The 17,407-nt window shown below is 60.8% G+C and carries 19 protein-coding genes and 1 tRNA gene; 11 read left to right on the top strand and 9 right to left on the bottom strand.

Going from position 1 to position 17,407, the window contains the following annotated elements:
- The 5 genes from VWZ87_RS05645 to VWZ87_RS05625 all read left to right on the top strand — a co-directional run bounded on the left by VWZ87_RS05645 (position 1) and on the right by VWZ87_RS05625 (position 5,211).
- Positions 1-1,059: an ABC transporter permease gene (locus VWZ87_RS05645; protein ID WP_340545621.1), complete on the top strand. Its 1,059-nt coding sequence runs from the start codon at positions 1-3 to the stop codon at positions 1,057-1,059.
- Positions 1,056-1,991 carry a nickel transporter permease gene (nikC, locus tag VWZ87_RS05640; RefSeq protein WP_340545622.1) on the top strand — a complete coding sequence of 312 codons (936 nt, stop codon included), beginning with the start codon at positions 1,056-1,058 and terminating at the stop codon, positions 1,989-1,991. The genes VWZ87_RS05645 and nikC overlap by 4 nt, the downstream gene beginning before the upstream one ends.
- Positions 1,988-2,845, top strand: coding sequence for an ABC transporter ATP-binding protein (locus tag VWZ87_RS05635; protein WP_340545623.1), 858 nt, complete (start codon positions 1,988-1,990; stop codon positions 2,843-2,845). The genes nikC and VWZ87_RS05635 overlap by 4 nt, the downstream gene beginning before the upstream one ends.
- Complete coding sequence (locus tag VWZ87_RS05630; RefSeq protein ID WP_340545624.1) at positions 2,842-3,597, top strand: ABC transporter ATP-binding protein; 756 nt, start codon at positions 2,842-2,844, stop codon at positions 3,595-3,597. Before VWZ87_RS05635 ends, VWZ87_RS05630 begins: the two co-directional genes overlap by 4 nt.
- A gap of 135 nt (positions 3,598-3,732) precedes the next feature.
- The gene (locus VWZ87_RS05625) at positions 3,733-5,211 is read left to right on the top strand and encodes an HD-GYP domain-containing protein (RefSeq protein WP_416534906.1); all 1,479 of its coding nucleotides are present in this window, start codon (positions 3,733-3,735) and stop codon (positions 5,209-5,211) included.
- Between the two features lie 135 nt (positions 5,212-5,346).
- On the opposite strand, the gene VWZ87_RS05620 is transcribed toward VWZ87_RS05625, so the two are convergent.
- From VWZ87_RS05620 to VWZ87_RS05610, 3 genes are all read right to left on the bottom strand, one after another.
- Complete coding sequence (locus VWZ87_RS05620) at positions 5,347-5,637, bottom strand: hypothetical protein (protein WP_416534905.1); 291 nt, start codon at positions 5,635-5,637, stop codon at positions 5,347-5,349.
- Positions 5,638-5,726: 89 nt separating this feature from the next.
- Positions 5,727-5,930: a hypothetical protein gene (locus VWZ87_RS05615; RefSeq protein ID WP_416534904.1), complete on the bottom strand. Its 204-nt coding sequence runs from the start codon at positions 5,928-5,930 to the stop codon at positions 5,727-5,729.
- Positions 5,931-6,105: 175 nt separating this feature from the next.
- Positions 6,106-6,191 (bottom strand) — tRNA-Leu (locus tag VWZ87_RS05610).
- A gap of 172 nt (positions 6,192-6,363) precedes the next feature.
- Here VWZ87_RS05610 and VWZ87_RS05605 point away from each other — a divergent pair.
- Both VWZ87_RS05605 and VWZ87_RS05600 read left to right on the top strand, forming a co-directional pair.
- Complete coding sequence (locus VWZ87_RS05605; protein WP_340545640.1) at positions 6,364-6,942, top strand: YqaA family protein; 579 nt, start codon at positions 6,364-6,366, stop codon at positions 6,940-6,942.
- Between the two features lie 2 nt (positions 6,943-6,944).
- A complete protein-coding gene (locus VWZ87_RS05600; protein ID WP_416534903.1) occupies positions 6,945-7,415 on the top strand; it encodes a disulfide bond formation protein B in 471 nt (156 codons plus the stop codon).
- Positions 7,416-7,490: 75 nt separating this feature from the next.
- Here VWZ87_RS05600 and VWZ87_RS05595 read toward each other — a convergent pair whose 3' ends face one another.
- A complete protein-coding gene (locus VWZ87_RS05595; protein WP_340545642.1) occupies positions 7,491-7,916 on the bottom strand; it encodes an Lrp/AsnC family transcriptional regulator in 426 nt (141 codons plus the stop codon).
- Positions 7,917-8,028: 112 nt separating this feature from the next.
- Here VWZ87_RS05595 and rocF point away from each other — a divergent pair, with 112 nt between their 5' ends.
- Together rocF and VWZ87_RS05585 are read left to right on the top strand one after the other, a co-directional pair.
- Positions 8,029-8,955, top strand: coding sequence for an arginase (gene rocF / locus VWZ87_RS05590; protein ID WP_416534902.1), 927 nt, complete (start codon positions 8,029-8,031; stop codon positions 8,953-8,955).
- A 133-nt stretch (positions 8,956-9,088) separates the two neighbouring features.
- The gene (locus VWZ87_RS05585; RefSeq protein ID WP_416534901.1) at positions 9,089-10,135 is read left to right on the top strand and encodes an ornithine cyclodeaminase; all 1,047 of its coding nucleotides are present in this window, start codon (positions 9,089-9,091) and stop codon (positions 10,133-10,135) included.
- 90 nt (positions 10,136-10,225) lie between these two features.
- Here the strand turns inward: VWZ87_RS05585 and VWZ87_RS05580 are convergent, their stop codons facing one another.
- Positions 10,226-10,792 carry an HNH endonuclease gene (locus VWZ87_RS05580; RefSeq protein WP_340545645.1) on the bottom strand — a complete coding sequence of 189 codons (567 nt, stop codon included), beginning with the start codon at positions 10,790-10,792 and terminating at the stop codon, positions 10,226-10,228.
- Between the two features lie 625 nt (positions 10,793-11,417).
- Between VWZ87_RS05580 and VWZ87_RS05575 the strand changes: the two genes are divergently transcribed.
- The gene (locus tag VWZ87_RS05575) at positions 11,418-12,110 is read left to right on the top strand and encodes a pseudouridine synthase (protein WP_340545646.1); all 693 of its coding nucleotides are present in this window, start codon (positions 11,418-11,420) and stop codon (positions 12,108-12,110) included.
- Positions 12,111-12,158: 48 nt separating this feature from the next.
- On the opposite strand, the gene VWZ87_RS05570 is transcribed toward VWZ87_RS05575, so the two are convergent.
- Both VWZ87_RS05570 and VWZ87_RS05565 read right to left on the bottom strand, forming a co-directional pair.
- Positions 12,159-12,824 (bottom strand): alpha/beta hydrolase, encoded by a 666-nt coding sequence (locus VWZ87_RS05570; protein WP_340545647.1) that lies wholly within the window; start codon positions 12,822-12,824, stop codon positions 12,159-12,161.
- On the bottom strand, positions 12,821-13,504 hold the full coding sequence (locus tag VWZ87_RS05565) for a DNA-3-methyladenine glycosylase family protein (RefSeq protein ID WP_340545648.1): 684 nt from the start codon (positions 13,502-13,504) through the stop codon (positions 12,821-12,823). Before VWZ87_RS05565 ends, VWZ87_RS05570 begins: the two co-directional genes overlap by 4 nt.
- Before the next feature lie 91 nt (positions 13,505-13,595).
- Here VWZ87_RS05565 and VWZ87_RS05560 point away from each other — a divergent pair, with 91 nt between their 5' ends.
- The gene (locus VWZ87_RS05560) at positions 13,596-14,822 is read left to right on the top strand and encodes an MFS transporter (RefSeq protein WP_416534900.1); all 1,227 of its coding nucleotides are present in this window, start codon (positions 13,596-13,598) and stop codon (positions 14,820-14,822) included.
- 93 nt (positions 14,823-14,915) lie between these two features.
- On the opposite strand, the gene VWZ87_RS05555 is transcribed toward VWZ87_RS05560, so the two are convergent.
- Positions 14,916-15,695: a squalene/phytoene synthase family protein gene (locus tag VWZ87_RS05555; protein WP_416534899.1), complete on the bottom strand. Its 780-nt coding sequence runs from the start codon at positions 15,693-15,695 to the stop codon at positions 14,916-14,918.
- Complete coding sequence (gene cimA / locus VWZ87_RS05550) at positions 15,695-17,326, bottom strand: citramalate synthase (protein WP_416534898.1); 1,632 nt, start codon at positions 17,324-17,326, stop codon at positions 15,695-15,697. Before cimA ends, VWZ87_RS05555 begins: the two co-directional genes overlap by 1 nt.
- Between the last annotated feature and the right edge of the window lie 81 nt (positions 17,327-17,407).

The raw sequence follows: 17,407 nt of genomic DNA, 5'->3' as shown, positions 1-17,407 counted from the left end.
ATGGCGAATTTCGCAACAGAAACGGAGCGGCGGCCCTGGCTGCCCCTCCCCCCTTGGGCGCGCGGCACACTGGTGACGCTGTCGTCCATCGCCGTCACCATGCTGGGCCTCTTGTTCGTCACCTTCCTGATCGGTCGCGTGATGCCCATCGATCCGGTGCTGGCCATCGTGGGCGAACGCGCCACCGAGGAGCAGTATAATGCCGCCTATCGTGAGCTGGGTCTGGACCGGTCGCTGGCTATTCAGTTTTTCTACTATGTCACCGATGTGCTGCGCGGTGATTTCGGAACCTCGCTGCTGACCGCGCGGGATGTCTCCTCCGATATCGCGCGCGTGTTTCCGGCGACCTTTGAACTTGCCACTATTGGCATTCTCTTCGGCTGCATTCTGGGCGTGCCGCTGGGGGTCATCGCCGCCGTACGCCGGGGCAGCTGGATCGACCAGATTGCCCGCGTGATTGCACTTGTGGGCTATTCCATGCCGATCTTCTGGCTCGGCCTGATGGGGCTCTTGCTGTTCTACGGCATTCTGGGCTGGGTCGGCGGCCCCGGACGTCAGGGTATTTTCTACGAGGATATGATCCCGTCGGTCACAGGCATGATCCTGGTGGACTCGCTGATTGCAGGTGACTGGGGCGCGTTTCGAGACGCGTTTTCTCATATCGTGCTGCCCGCCGCGCTGCTCGGCTATTACAGCCTTGCCTATATCAGCCGCATGACGCGCTCGTTCATGCTCGAACAGCTCTCGGCGGAATATATCACCACCGCCCGCGTCAAAGGCATGAGTGAATGGGCCGTCGTCTGGACGCACGCATTTCGCAATATCCGCGTGCAGCTGATCACCGTGATCGCCCTAAGCTATGCCAATCTGCTTGAGGGATCGGTTCTGACCGAAATCATCTTTTCCTGGCCGGGGATCGGCAGCTATATCACCACCGCACTTTTGTCGGCTGACATGAATGCGGTACTGGGCGGTACAGTTGTTGTGGGGCTTGTGTTCATCTGCCTCAATATCTTCTCCGATCTTCTCTACAAAGTCTTTGATCCGAGGTCGAAATGAGCCTGTCATCGCAAACCCCGGCCCCTCAGCAGGGCCTGCGCGCCTGGCTGCTGACCGACACGCCGAGATCGCGGCGTCAGGCCCGGCTGGCGGCACTCTATCAGGGCTGGCTGTCGCTGAAGCAGAACCATATGGCGATGGTCGGGCTGGCCATCCTGATTTTATTGATTTCCATCGCGCTGCTGGCGCCGGTGATCGCGCCCCATGACCCATATGTGCAGAATCTCGCCAATCGGCTGCAACCGTTGGGCAGCGAGGGGCATATTCTGGGCACGGATTCCCTTGGTCGTGATATCCTCAGCCGGTTGATCCATGGCGCCCGCATCACCCTCTATATCGTGGCGCTGGTGGCGCTGATTGCACCGGTTGCGGGCCTTCTGGTTGGCACCGTCTCCGGCTACGTCGGCGGCTGGGCCGATATCATTCTGATGCGGATCACCGATATTTTCCTGGCGTTTCCACGGCTGGTGCTGGCGCTGGCCTTTGTCGCTGCTCTTGGCGCCGGGATCGAAAACGCGGTGCTGGCGATCTCGCTCACTGCCTGGCCGCCCTATGCACGGATGGCGCGGGCCGAGACACTGACGATCCGCTCCTCCGACTATATCAGCGCGATCCGCCTGCAAGGCGCAGGCCCGCTCAGGATCATCATCAAACATATCTGGCCACTCTGCATCTCCTCGCTGATCGTTCGGGTGACGCTCGATATGGCAGGCATTATTCTGGCCGCCGCCGGTCTGGGATTCCTCGGCCTTGGCGCCCAGCCACCAAGCCCGGAATGGGGCGCGATGATCTCCGAAGGGCGCCGGTTCATCCTCGATCACTGGTGGGTGGCCACCATGCCCGGTCTTGCCATTTTTGCCGTTTCGCTGGCGTTCAACCTGCTGGGAGATGGCCTGCGCGACGTATTGGACCCAAAGGACAGCGCCTCATGAGCCCGCTTCTGGATATCGAAAACCTCTGGGTGCGGTTTCCCACCCGCAATGGCATCTTTGACGCAGTGCGCGGTGTGTCCTTCTCGCTCGGCCGTGAACGGCTCGGCATCGTTGGGGAAAGCGGCTCCGGCAAGTCAATGACCGGTCGCGCCATCCTACGACTGATCCGGCCACCCGGCATCGTCGAGGCGGATCACATCAATCTGCACGGCGAGAACCTGCTGGCAAAATCGGAGCGCGAGATGCGCAAGGTTCGCGGCGAACAGATCTCCATGGTGATGCAGGATCCCAAATTCTCGCTCAACCCGGTGATGACCATCGGCGATCAACTGATCGAAGCCCACCGCCTGCACAGCAAATCCACCAAGACCGAGGCCTATGCCAAGGCCTTGGAAATGCTGGAGGCCGTGTCGATCCGCGACCCGGAGCGCGTGATGACCGCCTACCCGCATGAGATGTCGGGTGGCATGGGGCAACGGATCATGATTGCCATGATGCTGATCCCAAACCCGGAAATCCTGATCGCGGATGAGCCGACCTCGGCGCTGGATGTCTCGGTGCAAGGACAGGTGCTGTCGATCATGGATCGGCTGGTGAAGGAACGCGGCATGGGGCTGATCTTTATCAGCCACGATCTCAATCTGGTGTCGCAGTTCTGTGATCGGGTGCTGATCATGTATGCAGGCCGCATCGTCGAGGTCTGCGACGCCGATCAGCTGCACGAGGCGCAGCACCCTTATACACGAGGTCTACTCGGCAGCCTGCCCCGATTTGATGCTCCGCGTCCTCGGCTTGAGGTGCTGCAACGTGATCCCGCCTGGCGGGATGCGCCTAGCGTGGAGGGTCGCAGATGACAATGGCGCTGGAAATCAATAACTTAAACGTCTATTTCGGCGACCGTGGCGCATTGGTCCATGCCGTGAAATCGGCGTCTCTGGCGGTCGAGACCGGCGCCAGTTTCGGCCTCGTCGGCGAAAGCGGCTCAGGAAAATCCACTATCCTGAAAGCCATCACCGGTCTCGCGCCGCAGTGGAATGGTGAGATATCGGTTGAGGGCAAACGGCTTGGACCGACCCGTGACCGCGCATTCTACAAGACCGTTCAGATGGTGTTTCAGGATCCCTATGCCTCGCTGCACCCGCGTCAATCCGTGGATCAGGTGCTGTCGGAGACACTGCATCTGCACGGGTTCCGCGACATCGATGCACGGGTGGAACAGCTGCTGCAGGATGTTGGTCTTGGGCCGTCGTTCCGCTTTCGCTATCCGCACCAGCTGTCCGGTGGTCAGCGGCAGCGCGTCGCCATCGCCCGCGCGCTGGCCCCACGGCCGGATATCCTGCTGCTGGACGAGCCGACCTCGGCGCTGGATGTCTCGGTACAAGCGGAGATCCTGAACCTTCTCAGCGATTTACGTGCCGCGCATGGGCTGACCTTTGTGATGGTGTCTCATGACCTCGCGGTCGTTGCGCATATGTGTGATGCCGCGGCGGTGATGCAGCATGGCGAGATTGTAGAGGTGCTCAGCATTGATGCCATGCGCGCCGGGCAGACACAGCACCCCTATACGCAAACGCTGCTGCGGGCCTCGGCCAATCGGGTGGCCTGAAATGGGGCTGTCAGAGGTCTGACAGAGAGCTGCCAAACGGGCGACGCCCCTCGTAATGCGCCGCGCACGGGGCGGTAACCTGAGATTAAGGCCAAGATAGTAGGCTTGACGCGCGTTTGAACAAGGATGCGTGTCATGGTGGCCACGCCGACCCCCTATTCGCTGTCCGGACCGGGTCCGGGGATGACGGTTGCGACCGTCTCCTCTGGTGTCCTGCATGGCGTGACATACCCAAAGGTTGGCGGCCAGACCGTCCAGCTAGGCGAACTCCTCGGCGCGCTCAGCCACGCGCTTGATCTTACAGAAGGCCAGCCAGAGGGTCATTGCGTAAGATGCTGCTGGATCGGCATGCAGGTCGCCGATTACCTCGATCTGTCGCAGGAGGATCGCGCTGATCTCTACTTTACCCTGCTTCTGAAGGATCTTGGCTGTAGCTCAAACGCCGCCCGCATCTGCGCGCTCTACCGCACGGATGATCTGACCTTCAAACGCAATTTCAAATTCGTAGACGGAACCACCCGGCAGAAGCTCGAATTTGTCCTGCGCCATACCGGCCAGGGCGACAGCCGGTTGAAGCGGTTGAAAACAGTGACCGGCGTGATTGGCCGCAGCGGCAGTCTGGCGACTGAGCTGATCCAGACCCGCTGCGATCGTGGCGCGGAGATCGCCCGGCTGATGCGGTTCTCCGAACAGGTCGCAGAAGGGATCGCAGGGCTGGACGAGCATTGGAACGGCGGCGGCCACCCGGCCGGCATCAGCGGCGACGAGATTCCGCTGTTCTCGCGCATTGCGCTGATGGCTCAGGTCACCGATGTGTTCACGCTGCAGATGGGCTCAAAAGCCGCCGCTACAGAGCTGGAGGAGCGTGCCGGAAGCTGGTTCGATCCCGATCTCGTTCCAGTGTTTACCCGGGTGATCCGATCCCCCGGTTTCTATGACGCATTGACCAGCAGTCGACTGGAAGCGAGCGTGTTCTCGGATCGCTCCGCCCGGGCGACCCTCACGGTTGATGAAACCTATCTCGATGAAATTTCCTACGCTTTTTCAAAGGTTATCGACGCAAAAAGCCCCTTTACCTACGGCCATTCCGAACGGGTCGCCCATTACACGGACATGATCTGTGAACAGTTGGGCCATGATCTGGTGCATCGTCGCTGGATGGTGCGGGCCGGACTTCTGCATGATCTGGGAAAGCTGGGGGTATCCAATGCGATCCTCGACAAACCGGGCAAGCTTACCGAGGAAGAATTCGCCTGCATGAAGCTGCATCCCGTGCTGGGACACGATGTTCTGCGGCGGATTTCGGTCTTTGAAGACGTGGCGGAGGTGGCAGCGGCCCATCATGAACGTCTCGATGGGAAAGGCTACCCGCATGGGCTTGCAGCCGCCGATCTCACCACCGACATGCGCGTGCTGACGGTTGCTGACATCTTTGACGCGCTGACCGCGGACCGGCCCTATCGCTCGGCACTGCCGCTGGAAAAGGCCTTTGAGATAATGGATGATATGCAGGGAACGGCCATAGATCCGGAGATATATCAGGCCCTGAAGGATGCCATAGCCGCCAGCCCCTGGCCCGCCCGCGAAGAGCGGCCATTCTCACCAAAACTCTAGCGCCCCAGATGCTCATCTGGGGTTCGTTAGAGCTGCCTCACCACTCGCAGCGACAAATGAATGAGTTGCGAACCTAACAAAGAGTTTGGCACATGTCGATCAGGAGCGCTGGGGATCAAGTCTCTATGCTGAAGATCACTTATAAGAAAGCGTGAACCCGCGAAGATACACGTCGCAGGCATGCCGGTGTTGGTCTATGGACATTGCCGCAACTGTAACATTGGCTTTCGCGAGGTCGGCTTTCATTTGGAGCAACTCGCCATCGGTTTGTGTGACATAGTCGGGGCGCTCTTTGCGCCAGCGGTCAATAGTAGCCATGGCGCTTTCAATGCCTGCATGCAACTCATCAGCACAGCGGTTTTCATTCCTAACATAGCCTGTGTAATAAATAGCAATAGCGCTGCAAACGACTACTGCTGCGATCATAAAGTTTCTGGGGTTCACTTGAAAATCCCATTTTCATAAAGCTGTCAAAGACAGCCCCGGCAAACCAGTGGTCAGCCGGGGCGCGCGTCCTACTTGGATACAAGCACTTTCTCCGGGTTTAGCGACCCAGTGTCATGTGAAAGTGCACGAGTACACTCCGCGACCAGGCGAATAAACTGGGGCGCAGCATCGAACTTTGGTCGTTCGTATTCGCCGTGCTCTGCTTGCCAGATCATAAGAGCCATTTCATACGCCACACGAGCAACATCTGTGCGCGGCTTTACATCAGCCATCAGCAATCTCCTTTAACTAATCCACGGCAACCATGCCGCAAGACTATCCCGCTTGCAAATCAGCGTTGATTCCAACAGGCAACTTACACGCAATCACGGTGCTTACATTGTGCTTATACGGATTTTAAAAAGATAAGGGGCTACGCGAACTGATCACGTAACCCCTTGAAATCTATGGTACCCAAGGCCGGACTCGAACCGGCACGCCCGCAAAGGCGGGGGATTTTGAATCCCCTGCGTCTACCATTCCGCCACTTGGGCCTCTGCCCCGTTCCTACCCAAGCCAAAGGCCGAGGTCCATAGGCAAATCGCGCGGCTGGCGGCAAAAAAACATCTGCCTGCCGACGGCTGTCTAGCGGGCAACCATCGTGGTTGACCTGCTCATCCCGACGTGGCACCGCTCAGGGCGGATTGCCAGGGAGAGATTCACAGGATGCTGCGTGCGCTATATCATCGAACGATGGCCTTGGCCGACCACCCAAAGGCGCTGTGGTGGCTGGCCGGCGTTGCCTTCATCGAAAGCTCGGTCTTTCCCATCCCGCCGGATGTTCTGATGATCCCGATGATCCTCGCGCGCCCATCACGTGCCTGGCTGGTTGCACTGGTGGCTCTGGTCGCCTCCGTGGCTGGCGGATTGCTCGGCTACGCCATTGGCGCATTTTTCTACGACAGCATCGGCCAGCCGGTGCTGGCCGCGATGGGCAAGGCAGATGCCATGGTCGAATTCAACAGCCGCTTCAATGATTTTGGGTTCTGGGCGGTGCTGATCGCCGGGATCACGCCTTTTCCGTATAAGGTCATCACAATCATGTCAGGCTGGACCGGGATGCCAATCGCAACCTTCGTTGTGACCTCCATTCTGGCCCGTGCGCTGCGGTTTTTTGTGGTTGCGGGCTTGCTGTGGCAGTTTGGCGCGCCGATCCGCGATTTCATCGAACGTCGGCTGGGGCTTGTCTTTACGGTCTTTGTGGTGTTGTTGTTCGGCGGGTTTCTTGCAGTGAAGGTATTGTAAACATGAGCCGAATTCTCATCCTGATTGCCAGCGCCGGATCTGCTGCACTGCTGCTTGGTGCCTTTGGATTTCAATACTTAGGCGAGATGGCCCCCTGCAAACTGTGCATCTGGCAGCGCTATCCGCATGGCGCAGCTGTCGTCATCGGTGCTCTGGCACTGGCGGTACCGCTGCTGATCCTGCCCTACCTTGGCGCGCTGGCCGCGCTGGCGACTGCCGCCATCGGTGCCTATCATACCGGGGTTGAGCGTGGCTGGTGGGAAGGTCCGAACTCCTGCACCTCCGGCCCGATCGGCAATCTGAGCTCCGAAGATCTGATGCAGCAGATCATGTCGGCACCGCTCGTGCGCTGCGACGAGGTCCCGTGGGAGCTGTTCAGCCTGTCGATGGCCAGCTGGAATGCGATTGCCTCGCTGCTGCTGGCGGTGATCTGGATAGCCGCAGCCAACCACATGCGCAAAAACCGGATCTGATCCCGGTGCAGCCAGTCACCGGGAGCCGATGCACAGGGCCCCGGCCGCAGCTCTCCACGCGGCGATCTATCCTTTTCAGCTGTCTTTCTTCGTGGCGAGCAGAAGATTGGTCTCGCTGCTGACCACACCTTCAAAGGTACGGATCTTTGCCAGCGCGGCATCCAGCGTTTCCAGCGTTTCGGTGCCCAGCTCGACGATAAGGTCCCAGCGCCCGTTGGTGGTATGGATCGCCCGCACCTCGGGCAGCCCCTGAAGCTGGCGGGTGATGCGGCTGGTGCCGCGCCCCTCGATACCGATCATCATCAGACCGCGAACCGGGTCGCGCAGCACATCCTCTTTCAGCACTACGGAAAAGCCAAGGATATCGCCCTTGGTCTGCAGCCGCTCGATCCGTGCCCGGACGGTGGTCCGAGACAGGTTCAGCTGCAAGGCAAGATCGGAGAGTGACGCGCGTGCGTTATGGCGCAGGGCGGCAATCAGCCGTTCATCCGTTTTGTCCAATCTGATCTCCATCTTGACGATTTGCCCTACTATATGAGCGAAATGATTGCTGGATTCCACCTCAAATCGGAGCTTTCTAAGAGTATTCATTTTTCGCAGAGGAGATATGCGCGTGACATCCAAGACCTGTATTCTGATCGGCGCTCCCGTAGACAGTGGCAAGCGGCGTGCAGGGTGCCTGATGGGGCCGGATGCCTATCGCACCGCCGGTCTGGGACGTGCCATCGAAAGCCTGGGTCACAAGGTGATTGATCAGGGCAACCTGCGTCCGGCCAGCCATGAGGCCGACCACAATGACGGTCTTGTCTTTGCCCGCAATGAAACCATTGGCTGGACCAACCGCCTGATCCGCGCTGCAGAAGAAGCGATGAAGGACGGCCTGCCGATTTTCCTGGGCGGAGACCATTCCCTGTCGCTCGGATCCGTTGTCGGTGTTGCCAACCACGCCGCCAAGGAAGGCCGTCCGCAATTCGTGCTGTGGCTCGACGCCCATACAGATTTCCACACGCCGGCCACCTCCGACAGTGGCAACCTGCATGGCACGCCGGTGGGGTATTTCACCGGCCGTCCGGATTTTGCGGGCTTTCCGAAGGTGCAGAACCCGGTGCCGCAGGAAAACGTCTGTATGATCGGTCTACGGTCGGTCGACACCCCGGAGCGGCTGGCGCTGGAGGCGAGCAACATTCATCGTCACGACATGCGCGAGATTGACGAGAACGGCATTGCAGGTCCGCTCTCGGCCTTTCTCAACCGCGTGGCCGAGGTCAACGGCATGTTGCATGTCTCGCTGGATGTCGATTTCCTCGACCCCTCCGTGGCGCCGGCTGTCGGCACCACCGTCCCCGGCGGCGCCACTGTCCGTGAGGGGCATCTGGTCTGCGAGATGCTGCATGATTCTGGGTTGATGACCTCGCTCGATCTGGTCGAGCTGAACCCGTTTCTGGACGAACGCGGGCGCACGGCCCATCTGATGGTCGATCTCTGTGCCTCAGCCCTGGGTCGGCGCGTGTTTGATCGTCCGACGCGAAGCTATCAATGAGCCAGCATCAGGCTGCGCCCGCCGAGTACGGCACGCCCCTGCGGCGCGCCATTCTAACAACTGAAACCGCTGGCGGGTCAATGCGCTGCATGCTGGCAGGCATCCACCTTAGCCCCCGTGAAAGGACCCGGTCATGACCCAACCTTCGGATAAGGCGCTTGTGCCTTTTGTAAGCGTCGACAACATGATGCGCCTCATTCACTCGATCGGTATCGACACCGTGATGAGGGACCTCGCCGATTACATCGAAGAGGATTTCAAACGCTGGGAGCTGTTTGACAAGACGCCGCGGGTTGCCAGCCATTCCGACGTCGGCGTGATCGAGCTGATGCCGACCTCTGATGGCGAAGCCTATGGCTTCAAATACGTCAACGGCCATCCGAAGAACACCTCAGAGGGGTTGCAGACGGTGACCGCCTTTGGCCTGCTCGCCGATGTCTACACAGGCTATCCCGTGCTGCTGACCGAGATGACCATCCTGACCGCGCTGCGTACTGCCGCGACCTCTGCGATGGTTGCAAAACATCTGGCCCCGAAGGGCGCCACAACAATGGCGATGATTGGCAATGGCGCGCAGTCGGAGTTCCAGTCGCTCGCCATGCAGGCAATCTGCGGGCTGAAATCGGTTCGCCTCTACGATATCGACCCGGCGGCGACCGCGAAATGTGCCGCCAACCTTGCTGGCAGCGGCCTCACCGTGGTGTCCTGCGCAACCCCCGAAGAAGCGATTGAAGGCGCGCAGATCCTGACCACCTGCACCGCTGACAAGCAATATGCCACCATCCTCACTGACAACATGGTCGGCAGCGGCGTCCATATCAACGCCATCGGCGGTGATTGCCCCGGCAAAACCGAATTGGCACCGGGTATCCTGACCCGCTCTGATGTCTTTGTGGAATTCCCGCCGCAAACCCGCGTCGAGGGCGAGATCCAGCAGATGCCGGAGGATTTTGAGGTGACGGAACTCTGGCAGGTGATCCTTGGCCAGAAACCCGGTCGCCGAGATGACAAGCAGATCACCCTGTTTGACAGTGTCGGCTTTGCAATCGAGGATTTCTCGGCCCTGCGCTACATCCGTGACCGGATCAAGGACACGGATTTCTTTTTGGAGCTGGACATGCTCGCCGACCCGGACGACCCGCGCGATCTCTTCGGCATGGTGCAGCGCGCCAAGGGCTGAGATCGGGATTGTCCCTCGCTGCTATTCTAAGGAAAAAGGCCCCGCCTGTCCGGTCGGGGCCTTAGTTTATTTTTGAACGACTGATGAGATTCAGCTGTCCAGTTCGCTATCCCAATAGAGAAAATCCATCCAGGTTTGATGCAATTCAGGCTTCGGACGGGGCAGACGGCGGGCGATGGCATCCAGCTCATGCGGACTGGGAGCAAAGGGTTTGCGGCGCAGTTTCAGTCCGACCTGCTGCGGTTTCAGATTGCCCTTGCGCAGATTATCGGCGCTGCAACAGGCCACGATATTGGTCCAGGACGAGGCCCCGCCCTTGCTGCGAGGGATCACGTGATCAAACGTCAGATCCTTCGCAGCAAAGCGCTTGCCACAGTATTGACAGCAGAATTCATCACGCAGAAAGACATTATAGCGGGTAAAGGCCACCTTCTTGCGCTTGCGATACCGCTTGAGGGCGACCACGGCGGGAACTTCAAAGGAGGCAGAGGCCGAATGAACCGCCACATCTTCGTAGGTTTTGACCTGTATGACCCGCTCCTGATGGACGGCGACAAAAGCATCCTGCCAATTGCAGACGGATAGCGGCGCCCAGCTGAGTGGCTGCATATCCGCGTTCAGAATCAATGTTCTGAGATTACCAACGGCGACGGTCATACTGCACCTCCTCGTTTCAACAGCGGTGGCCTGCGCCCGGACCAACGCCGTTGCCCAGGACGGCGCAGCAGTCTGTTTCCAGCCTGCCGGATCGTCCCGGTATTGAAAAAAACAAAAGCGCGTGGAGCCCACGCGCTTGTCTTCAAATCAGGTTTCTTGCTGCCAGTGCTCCGCAGGGATACCGACAGATGGCACGGGTAAGGCCAGACAGGTATTCGCAGCCCGGTCTGCGGCCGCGTCCTCACCCCGGTGTCATTCTGCGGCGCAACAGGACCACGGATTGCAGTCCACGCCGGAGGCGCGACATATGCTGTCATCTCTTGCTGATGGATCTGCATGTTCTGCAACGGCTCAACCGCCCTGTCTGCCTGCGTTTCGACACCAGAGCGGGGAGCCCGCCCCTGCTTTGATTTAACTATATATCGTGTCAGTCAGCTGGCAAGCCCCCATTATCAATGATCGCAACGGGGCACTGACCTCGCTTCGCCTCAAGCGGTAGGATGATTCCGTGACAGCGGCATGACAGCTGCTGGCGGGTCGGCGGTCGCAAAATCCCCTATGCGAAATCACTGCCGGCAACGCCGCTGCCCTTGCCAGCCTGCCGGGGGCTGCCTATTGCAGACTGATGACCAGATTGATCCGTTTCAACAAACCCTTCGATGTTTTGCCCCAGTTCACCGACCGCGGCAGCGAGGGCAGCCCGCGCGCCACGCTGAGCGACTGGATTGACCTGCCCGGTGTCTATCCGGCCGGGCGACTGGATCGCGACAGCGAGGGGTTGATGCTGCTGACCGACCAGGGACGCTTGCAGGCGTGGATCTCGGATCCGCAGCACAAGATGCCGAAAACCTATTGGGTGCAGGTCGAGGGGACACCGGATGCGGCCGCCATTCAGGCGCTTGCAGAGGGTGTTGAGCTGAAAGATGGGCTGACCCGACCTGCCAAGGCCGCATTGATCGACGAACCGCAGGGAATCTGGGCGCGGACCCCACCAATCCGGGTGCGTAAATCCGTACCCGACAGCTGGATCGCCCTCACCCTTCGCGAAGGCCGCAACCGGCAGGTACGGCGGATGACAGCGGCAGTGGGCCATCCGACACTGCGCCTGATCCGGGCGGCCATCGGCATCTGGACTCTTGACGGGCTCAGCCCCGGCACCTGGGAAGATCTGGAGGTGCCCAGCATCCCCGGTCCGCCAAAACCCAAACCCGCCCCGAACCGGCAGGCGATTGCCCGGCGCAAGGCGGTAGGCGCAAAAACAACCCCGTCAGACCCGCAAAAGCCGCCCCGCAAACCACGAAAGCCGCGCAAGCGCTAGGCTGCACGGCTTTCGACGGCGTTTTGTCTGGCAAACCGCTCTGGCGGATCAGAGGCTCAGCTTGTCGCGCATGAAGGCCAGCGCCACGCTCAGACCGTCGGGCGCGATGCCGTGGCCTGTGCCCTTCATGATATGGGCAAAGACGTCCTGAAATCCGGCCTCCCCCAGAGCTTCAGCTGCCTCTGGCAGAGATTGCGGCGGCACCACGTCATCGGCGTCGCCATGCACCAGCAATACCGGCATCTTCGAGACAACTTCGTCCTTCAGCGTTTCGGGCGACAGCAGCCGGCCGGAGAAGGCAACGATTCCAGCCACCGCATCTTCGCGACGCGGGGCCACATGCAGGCTCATCATGGTGCCCTGGGAGAATCCAAACAGCACCACCTGTTCCGGCAGCACATCCTCATCCACCATCAGCGCATCCAGAAAGGCATTCAGATCTTCGATGGAGGCCATCATGCCGCGCATCGATTCCTCTTCGGAGGAGCCGTCGATCCAAGGGATCGGGAACCACTGGAAACCAAAGGGCGTGCCTGCGCAGCGCTCCGGGGCATCCGGGGCCACAAACAGCGTATCCGGCAGATGTTCCCCCAACGGGTCCGCCAGCCCCAGCAGATCGGCCCCATTGGCGCCATAGCCATGCAGAAACACCACCACAGATCGTGTCTGCCCCGACAGGGGCGCCTTGCGTTCAGCTGTCAATACTCGTGTCATCGGATCCCTTCCCTGTCCTTTGCCACACGGTAATAGGCCCAGAGCACGCGCGCCGCAACCGACCGCCAGGGTGACCAGGCTTCAGCTATGCGGCGCATCTCGGCGGGTTTTGGCCGCTGCGGCAGATCGAGCAGGATCCGCGCCCCCTCTTGCAGGGCCAGGTCACCATGGGCAAAGACATCCGCCCGACCAAGCGAAAACATCGCATAGATCTCTGCGGTCCATGTGCCAATACCGGACACTTGTGTCAGGATTTTGATCACCTCGGCATCGGGGAGCTGGCGCAGCGCGTCAAAATCAAGTCCCGCTGCCGCAAGAGCATGGGCATAGCGGATCTTCTGACGACTGAGGCCAACCGCGCGCAGGTCGTCCTCGCTGGCGGCGGAAACAGCAGGCGCAGTGTCCAACCCGGCTCCGACCATCCGGCCCCAGATCGCATTGGCGGAGGCAACGCTCACCTGCTGACTGACAATCGCGCTGAGCAGTTCGGCAAAACCCTCCGGTTTGCGGCGCAGCGGCAGGGGCCCGCAGAGGTCGATCGCGCGGGCAAAGCGCGGGTCGCTTGCGGCCAGCCATTGGGCGCCCTCACGCACACAGGCATCGCTGGTGATGATCCGCCCGATTGCGGCCGACCGGGCGTCACCCCCAAACTGACCGACCGGAGTTTGCGATCCTGTCATTTTACCGCTCCTTTGCGTCTTTTTCGCGCGCATAGCGCACCGATGCAGCATCAATCTTGCCCTGTCGGATTTTCGGGGATACGCATCTGCCATGACAGACAGCCTCCCCCTCCCCGACGACCGCATCGCCAAGCGCAATGTTGTCATTCTCGTGCTCGCGCAGGCCTTTCTGGGTGCGCAGATGCCGATGATCTTCACCATTGGTGGTCTCGCAGGTCAATCGCTTGCCAGCAATGCCTGTTTCGCAACGCTGCCGATTTCGCTGATTGTGGCCGGTTCCATGCTGGCGGCAACGCCGATTTCGGCGATCATGCAGCGCTACGGACGTAGGGCGGGTTTTTTTGTTGGCGCCGCTGGTGGCACATTGGGTGGTGTCATCGGGGCTTATGGGCTCTACCTCGGCTCGTTTCCGATCTTTCTCCTCGGCAGTTTCCTCACCGGCATCTACATGAGTGCACAGGGATTTTACCGTTTTGCCGCCACCGATACCGCCTCTGATGCGTTCCGGCCCAAGGCAATTTCCTATGTGATGGCTGGCGGTCTGCTCTCCGCGATCATCGGCCCGCAGATCGTGAAGGCGACAAGCCAGGCCTTTGTGATCCCTTTCCTTGGCACCTATATGGCCGTGGTCGCCGTCAATGTGCTGGGCGCAGTCCTGTTCCTGTTCCTGAAAATCCCCAAACCGCCGGTGCCCAGCGAAGATGCGCCCCGAGGGCGCAGCCGGATGGAGCTGTTGCGCAACCCCACCATCGCGGTTGCAGTGATCTGCGCCATGGTGTCCTACGCGCTGATGAACCTGGTGATGACCTCGACACCGCTGGCCGTTGTTGGCTGCGGCTTCAGCGAAGGCAGCGCGGCGGATGTCGTCACAGCCCATGTGCTGGCGATGTATGTACCGTCCTTCTTTACCGGGCATCTGATCGCGCGTTTCGGTGTCGAAAAAATCGTCGGCGCGGGACTTGTGATCCTGGGCGGGGCTGGCGCTGTTGCCCTGCAAGGCGTTGATCTGGAAAACTTCTTTGTCGCCCTTGTCCTGCTGGGTATCGGTTGGAACTTTGGCTTCATCGGCGCAACCACGATGCTGGCGGGTGCTCATGAAAGCTATGAGCGCGGCCGGATGCAGGGGCTCAACGATCTGCTGGTCTTTGGCGGTGTCACCTTTGCCTCGCTGGCTTCGGGCGGGTTGATGAATTGCTCTGGTGGCAGTCCGGTCGAAGGCTGGACCGCAGTCAATATGGCGATGGCACCCTTCCTGGTGCTGGCGGGCGGCGCGCTGTTGTGGTTGGTGCTGAAACCGCGTCCTGTTCACGGTCACTGATCTCCGGCGAGCCGAGACCGCACGACATGAAAAGACGCCTGACGGGGAGCCGCAGGCGTCTTTCTTATCTGGTCCTATCCGGCGTCTGATGCCTTACCATCGCCCGGTGGAGACCCGGTAGATCAGGCTGGCACGGCGGCGGAACTCACTGGTGCCCAGGGTCCCGTCGGCCACCCGCCGAGGCTCCGCCACCGCCTGTTGCAGCATCGCGCTGGCCTGCCAGCCCGGCAGCAGCGCGGGCAAGGCGGATTTTGCGATTGCAGCACGATTGGAGCGAGCGTCCTTCAGCGCTGCAAGACCGCTCTCCGCCAGCGCGCGCACCCCCTCCGGCGTGCCATCCAGCAGCGGGACGCGTTTCTCGGCAACCAGCTTCGGAATTGCCCGCAGCCAGTTGGCGACGCCCACGCCATAGGCGAAGCGGCGCACAAGCGTCTCATCCCGCGCGCCCAGTGTCGCCGCTGCCATCCACATGAGCGCGCCCGTCGTCTTGTCGATGTGATCCGCCAGCGCTGCCTCATCCTCGAAGGGGTCGCGGTAGATGTCCCAGCGCCGCGCCTCTGCCATCGCATCAATATGCACCGCAAGGTCAGGCCGCAGCACCGTCCCCAGTGGCGTTGCGACGTAATGCCGTCGCACCGGCCCACCGGCCGCAATCTCTGTCCCGACATCGCGCCACCACTGCACGCGCATCTCGGCAATCATCGACTCCGCCGAGGCCCAGGGCGCCCGCGCCAGCTCAAGGTTGAAGGCGTAGAGCGTAAACAGCGCCGCCCGCGCTTCTACCGGCGCAGCCATCACCGTGGCAAAGCGATCCGGGTCGCCCTTCTGCACCAGATCGGCGCAGGCGGTCACATCATCGTCAAATGCAAGCATCAAGCCGCGCCGCCCGCCGTGTCGGTGTCCCGCAGCAGCTTCCAGCGGATCGCATCCAGCAGCGCTTCAAAGGAGGCGTCGATTATGTTGGCACTGACGCCGACCGTCGACCAGCGCCGCCCCTTGCTGTCTTCGCTGTCGATAATGACCCGCGTGACAGCCTCGGTGCCGCCCTGGGTGATCCGCACCTTGAAATCGACCAGCCGCATGTCATCCAGCGCCTTGGAATACTGGCCGAGATCCTTGGTCAGCGCTTTTGCCAGCGCGTTGACCGGCCCGCGGTCGCTGCCGGTCTCATCGAGGGATTCACTGACCGACAACAGCTTCTGGCCGTCCACTTTCACAACAACAACCGCCTCGGAGAGCGACACCATGCGGTTGTATTTGTTCTTGCGCCGCTCGACCGTCACCTTGTACCGCTTCACCTCAAAGAAACTGGGCAATTGCCCCAGTTCCTCGCGCGCCAGGATCTCAAACGAGGCCTGCGCGGTATCATAGGAATAGCCCTCGGCCTCACGGGTTTTGATCCGCTCCAGAATACGCGCGAGGGCCGGGTTGCCGGTCTCGACGCTCAGGCCCGCCTCGGACAGGCGCCGGCGCAGGTTCGACTGACCTGCCTGATTGGACATCGGGATGATGCGCGTATTGCCGACCAGCGCCGGGTCGATATGCTCATAGGTGCTTGGATCTTTCAGGATCGCGCTGGCATGCAGCCCCGCCTTATGCGCAAAGGCCGACGCCCCGACATAGGCGGCCTGTTTCGTCGGCACCCGGTTCAGGATCTCGTCCAGCATCCGGCTGAGCGCCGTCAGAGTGCTCAGGGCCTCCCGGCTGACACCGATGTCATAGCGATCGGCATAGGGCTGCTTCAACAACAGCGTCGGGATCAGCGTTGTCAGATTGGCATTGCCGCAGCGCTCGCCCAGACCGTTGAGCGTGCCCTGAATCTGCCGCGCCCCGGCGTCGACTGCCGCCAGCGAACAGGCCACCGCATTTTCGGTGTCATTATGGGTGTGGATCCCCAGACGCTCCCCCGGCAACCCTGCCGCGATCACCTCCTTGACGATGCGGCCCACATCCGCCGGAAGGGTGCCGCCGTTGGTATCACAGAGCACAACCCAACGCGCGCCGGCCTCAAGCGCTGTGCGACAGGCCGCAAGCGCATAGTCCGGATTGTCCCGGTATCCGTCAAAGAAATGTTCGGCATCAAACAGCGCCTCGCGCCCCTCGGCCACCAGATGGGCGACGGAGGCGCGGATATTGTCGAGGTTTTCCTCAAGATCGATCCCCAGCGCATGGGTCACGTGGTAATCATGGCTCTTGCCGACCAGACAGACCGCGGCGGTGCCGGCGTTCAGCACCGCCGCCAGCACATCATCATTTGCCGCCGAACGCCCGGACCGTTTGGTCATGCCAAAAGCGGTCATGGTGGCCCGCGTTCTGGGGGCGGTTTCAAAGAAGCCGCTGTCCGTCGGATTGGCCCCCGGCCAGCCGCCTTCGATGTAATCCACCCCAAGCCCATCCAGTGCGGTTGCGATCCGAACTTTCTCAGCGGTGGAAAACTGCACGCCCTGCGTCTGCTGCCCGTCCCGCAAGGTGGTGTCATAAAGGTAAAGACGGTCTTTGGTCATGGCTGGCCTCATGGCTTGGCAAAGTATGGTCGTTGCCCCGTCATGAGGGCCTCTGCTGTCTGTTGGATCTGGCGCAGGCGG

It is taken from the genome of Phaeobacter sp. JH20_37 (assembly GCF_048056015.1).
Classification (GTDB): Bacteria; Pseudomonadota; Alphaproteobacteria; order Rhodobacterales; family Rhodobacteraceae; genus Phaeobacter; species Phaeobacter bryozoorum.
Note: the sequence above shows the minus strand (reverse complement) of the source record. Positions and strands in the feature narration are given on the sequence as shown.

Coding starts and splice junctions, on each gene's coding strand:
- VWZ87_RS05645 (WP_340545621.1), top strand. CDS start 1: ATGGCGAATTTCGCAACAGAAACGGAGCGGCGGCCCTGGCTGCCCCTC.
- VWZ87_RS05605 (WP_340545640.1), top strand. CDS start 6,364: ATGCTGCGTGCGCTATATCATCGAACGATGGCCTTGGCCGACCACCCA.
- VWZ87_RS05555 (WP_416534899.1), bottom strand. CDS start 15,695: ATGCTTGCATTTGACGATGATGTGACCGCCTGCGCCGATCTGGTGCAG.
- cimA (WP_416534898.1), bottom strand. CDS start 17,326: ATGACCAAAGACCGTCTTTACCTTTATGACACCACCTTGCGGGACGGG.
- VWZ87_RS05630 (WP_340545624.1), top strand. CDS start 2,842: ATGACAATGGCGCTGGAAATCAATAACTTAAACGTCTATTTCGGCGAC.
- VWZ87_RS05570 (WP_340545647.1), bottom strand. CDS start 12,824: ATGACACGAGTATTGACAGCTGAACGCAAGGCGCCCCTGTCGGGGCAG.
- VWZ87_RS05565 (WP_340545648.1), bottom strand. CDS start 13,504: ATGACAGGATCGCAAACTCCGGTCGGTCAGTTTGGGGGTGACGCCCGG.
- VWZ87_RS05615 (WP_416534904.1), bottom strand. CDS start 5,930: ATGGCTGATGTAAAGCCGCGCACAGATGTTGCTCGTGTGGCGTATGAA.
- VWZ87_RS05635 (WP_340545623.1), top strand. CDS start 1,988: ATGAGCCCGCTTCTGGATATCGAAAACCTCTGGGTGCGGTTTCCCACC.
- VWZ87_RS05560 (WP_416534900.1), top strand. CDS start 13,596: ATGACAGACAGCCTCCCCCTCCCCGACGACCGCATCGCCAAGCGCAAT.
- VWZ87_RS05600 (WP_416534903.1), top strand. CDS start 6,945: ATGAGCCGAATTCTCATCCTGATTGCCAGCGCCGGATCTGCTGCACTG.
- VWZ87_RS05625 (WP_416534906.1), top strand. CDS start 3,733: ATGGTGGCCACGCCGACCCCCTATTCGCTGTCCGGACCGGGTCCGGGG.
- VWZ87_RS05580 (WP_340545645.1), bottom strand. CDS start 10,792: ATGACCGTCGCCGTTGGTAATCTCAGAACATTGATTCTGAACGCGGAT.
- VWZ87_RS05585 (WP_416534901.1), top strand. CDS start 9,089: ATGACCCAACCTTCGGATAAGGCGCTTGTGCCTTTTGTAAGCGTCGAC.
- VWZ87_RS05620 (WP_416534905.1), bottom strand. CDS start 5,637: ATGATCGCAGCAGTAGTCGTTTGCAGCGCTATTGCTATTTATTACACA.
- VWZ87_RS05575 (WP_340545646.1), top strand. CDS start 11,418: ATGACCAGATTGATCCGTTTCAACAAACCCTTCGATGTTTTGCCCCAG.
- nikC (WP_340545622.1), top strand. CDS start 1,056: ATGAGCCTGTCATCGCAAACCCCGGCCCCTCAGCAGGGCCTGCGCGCC.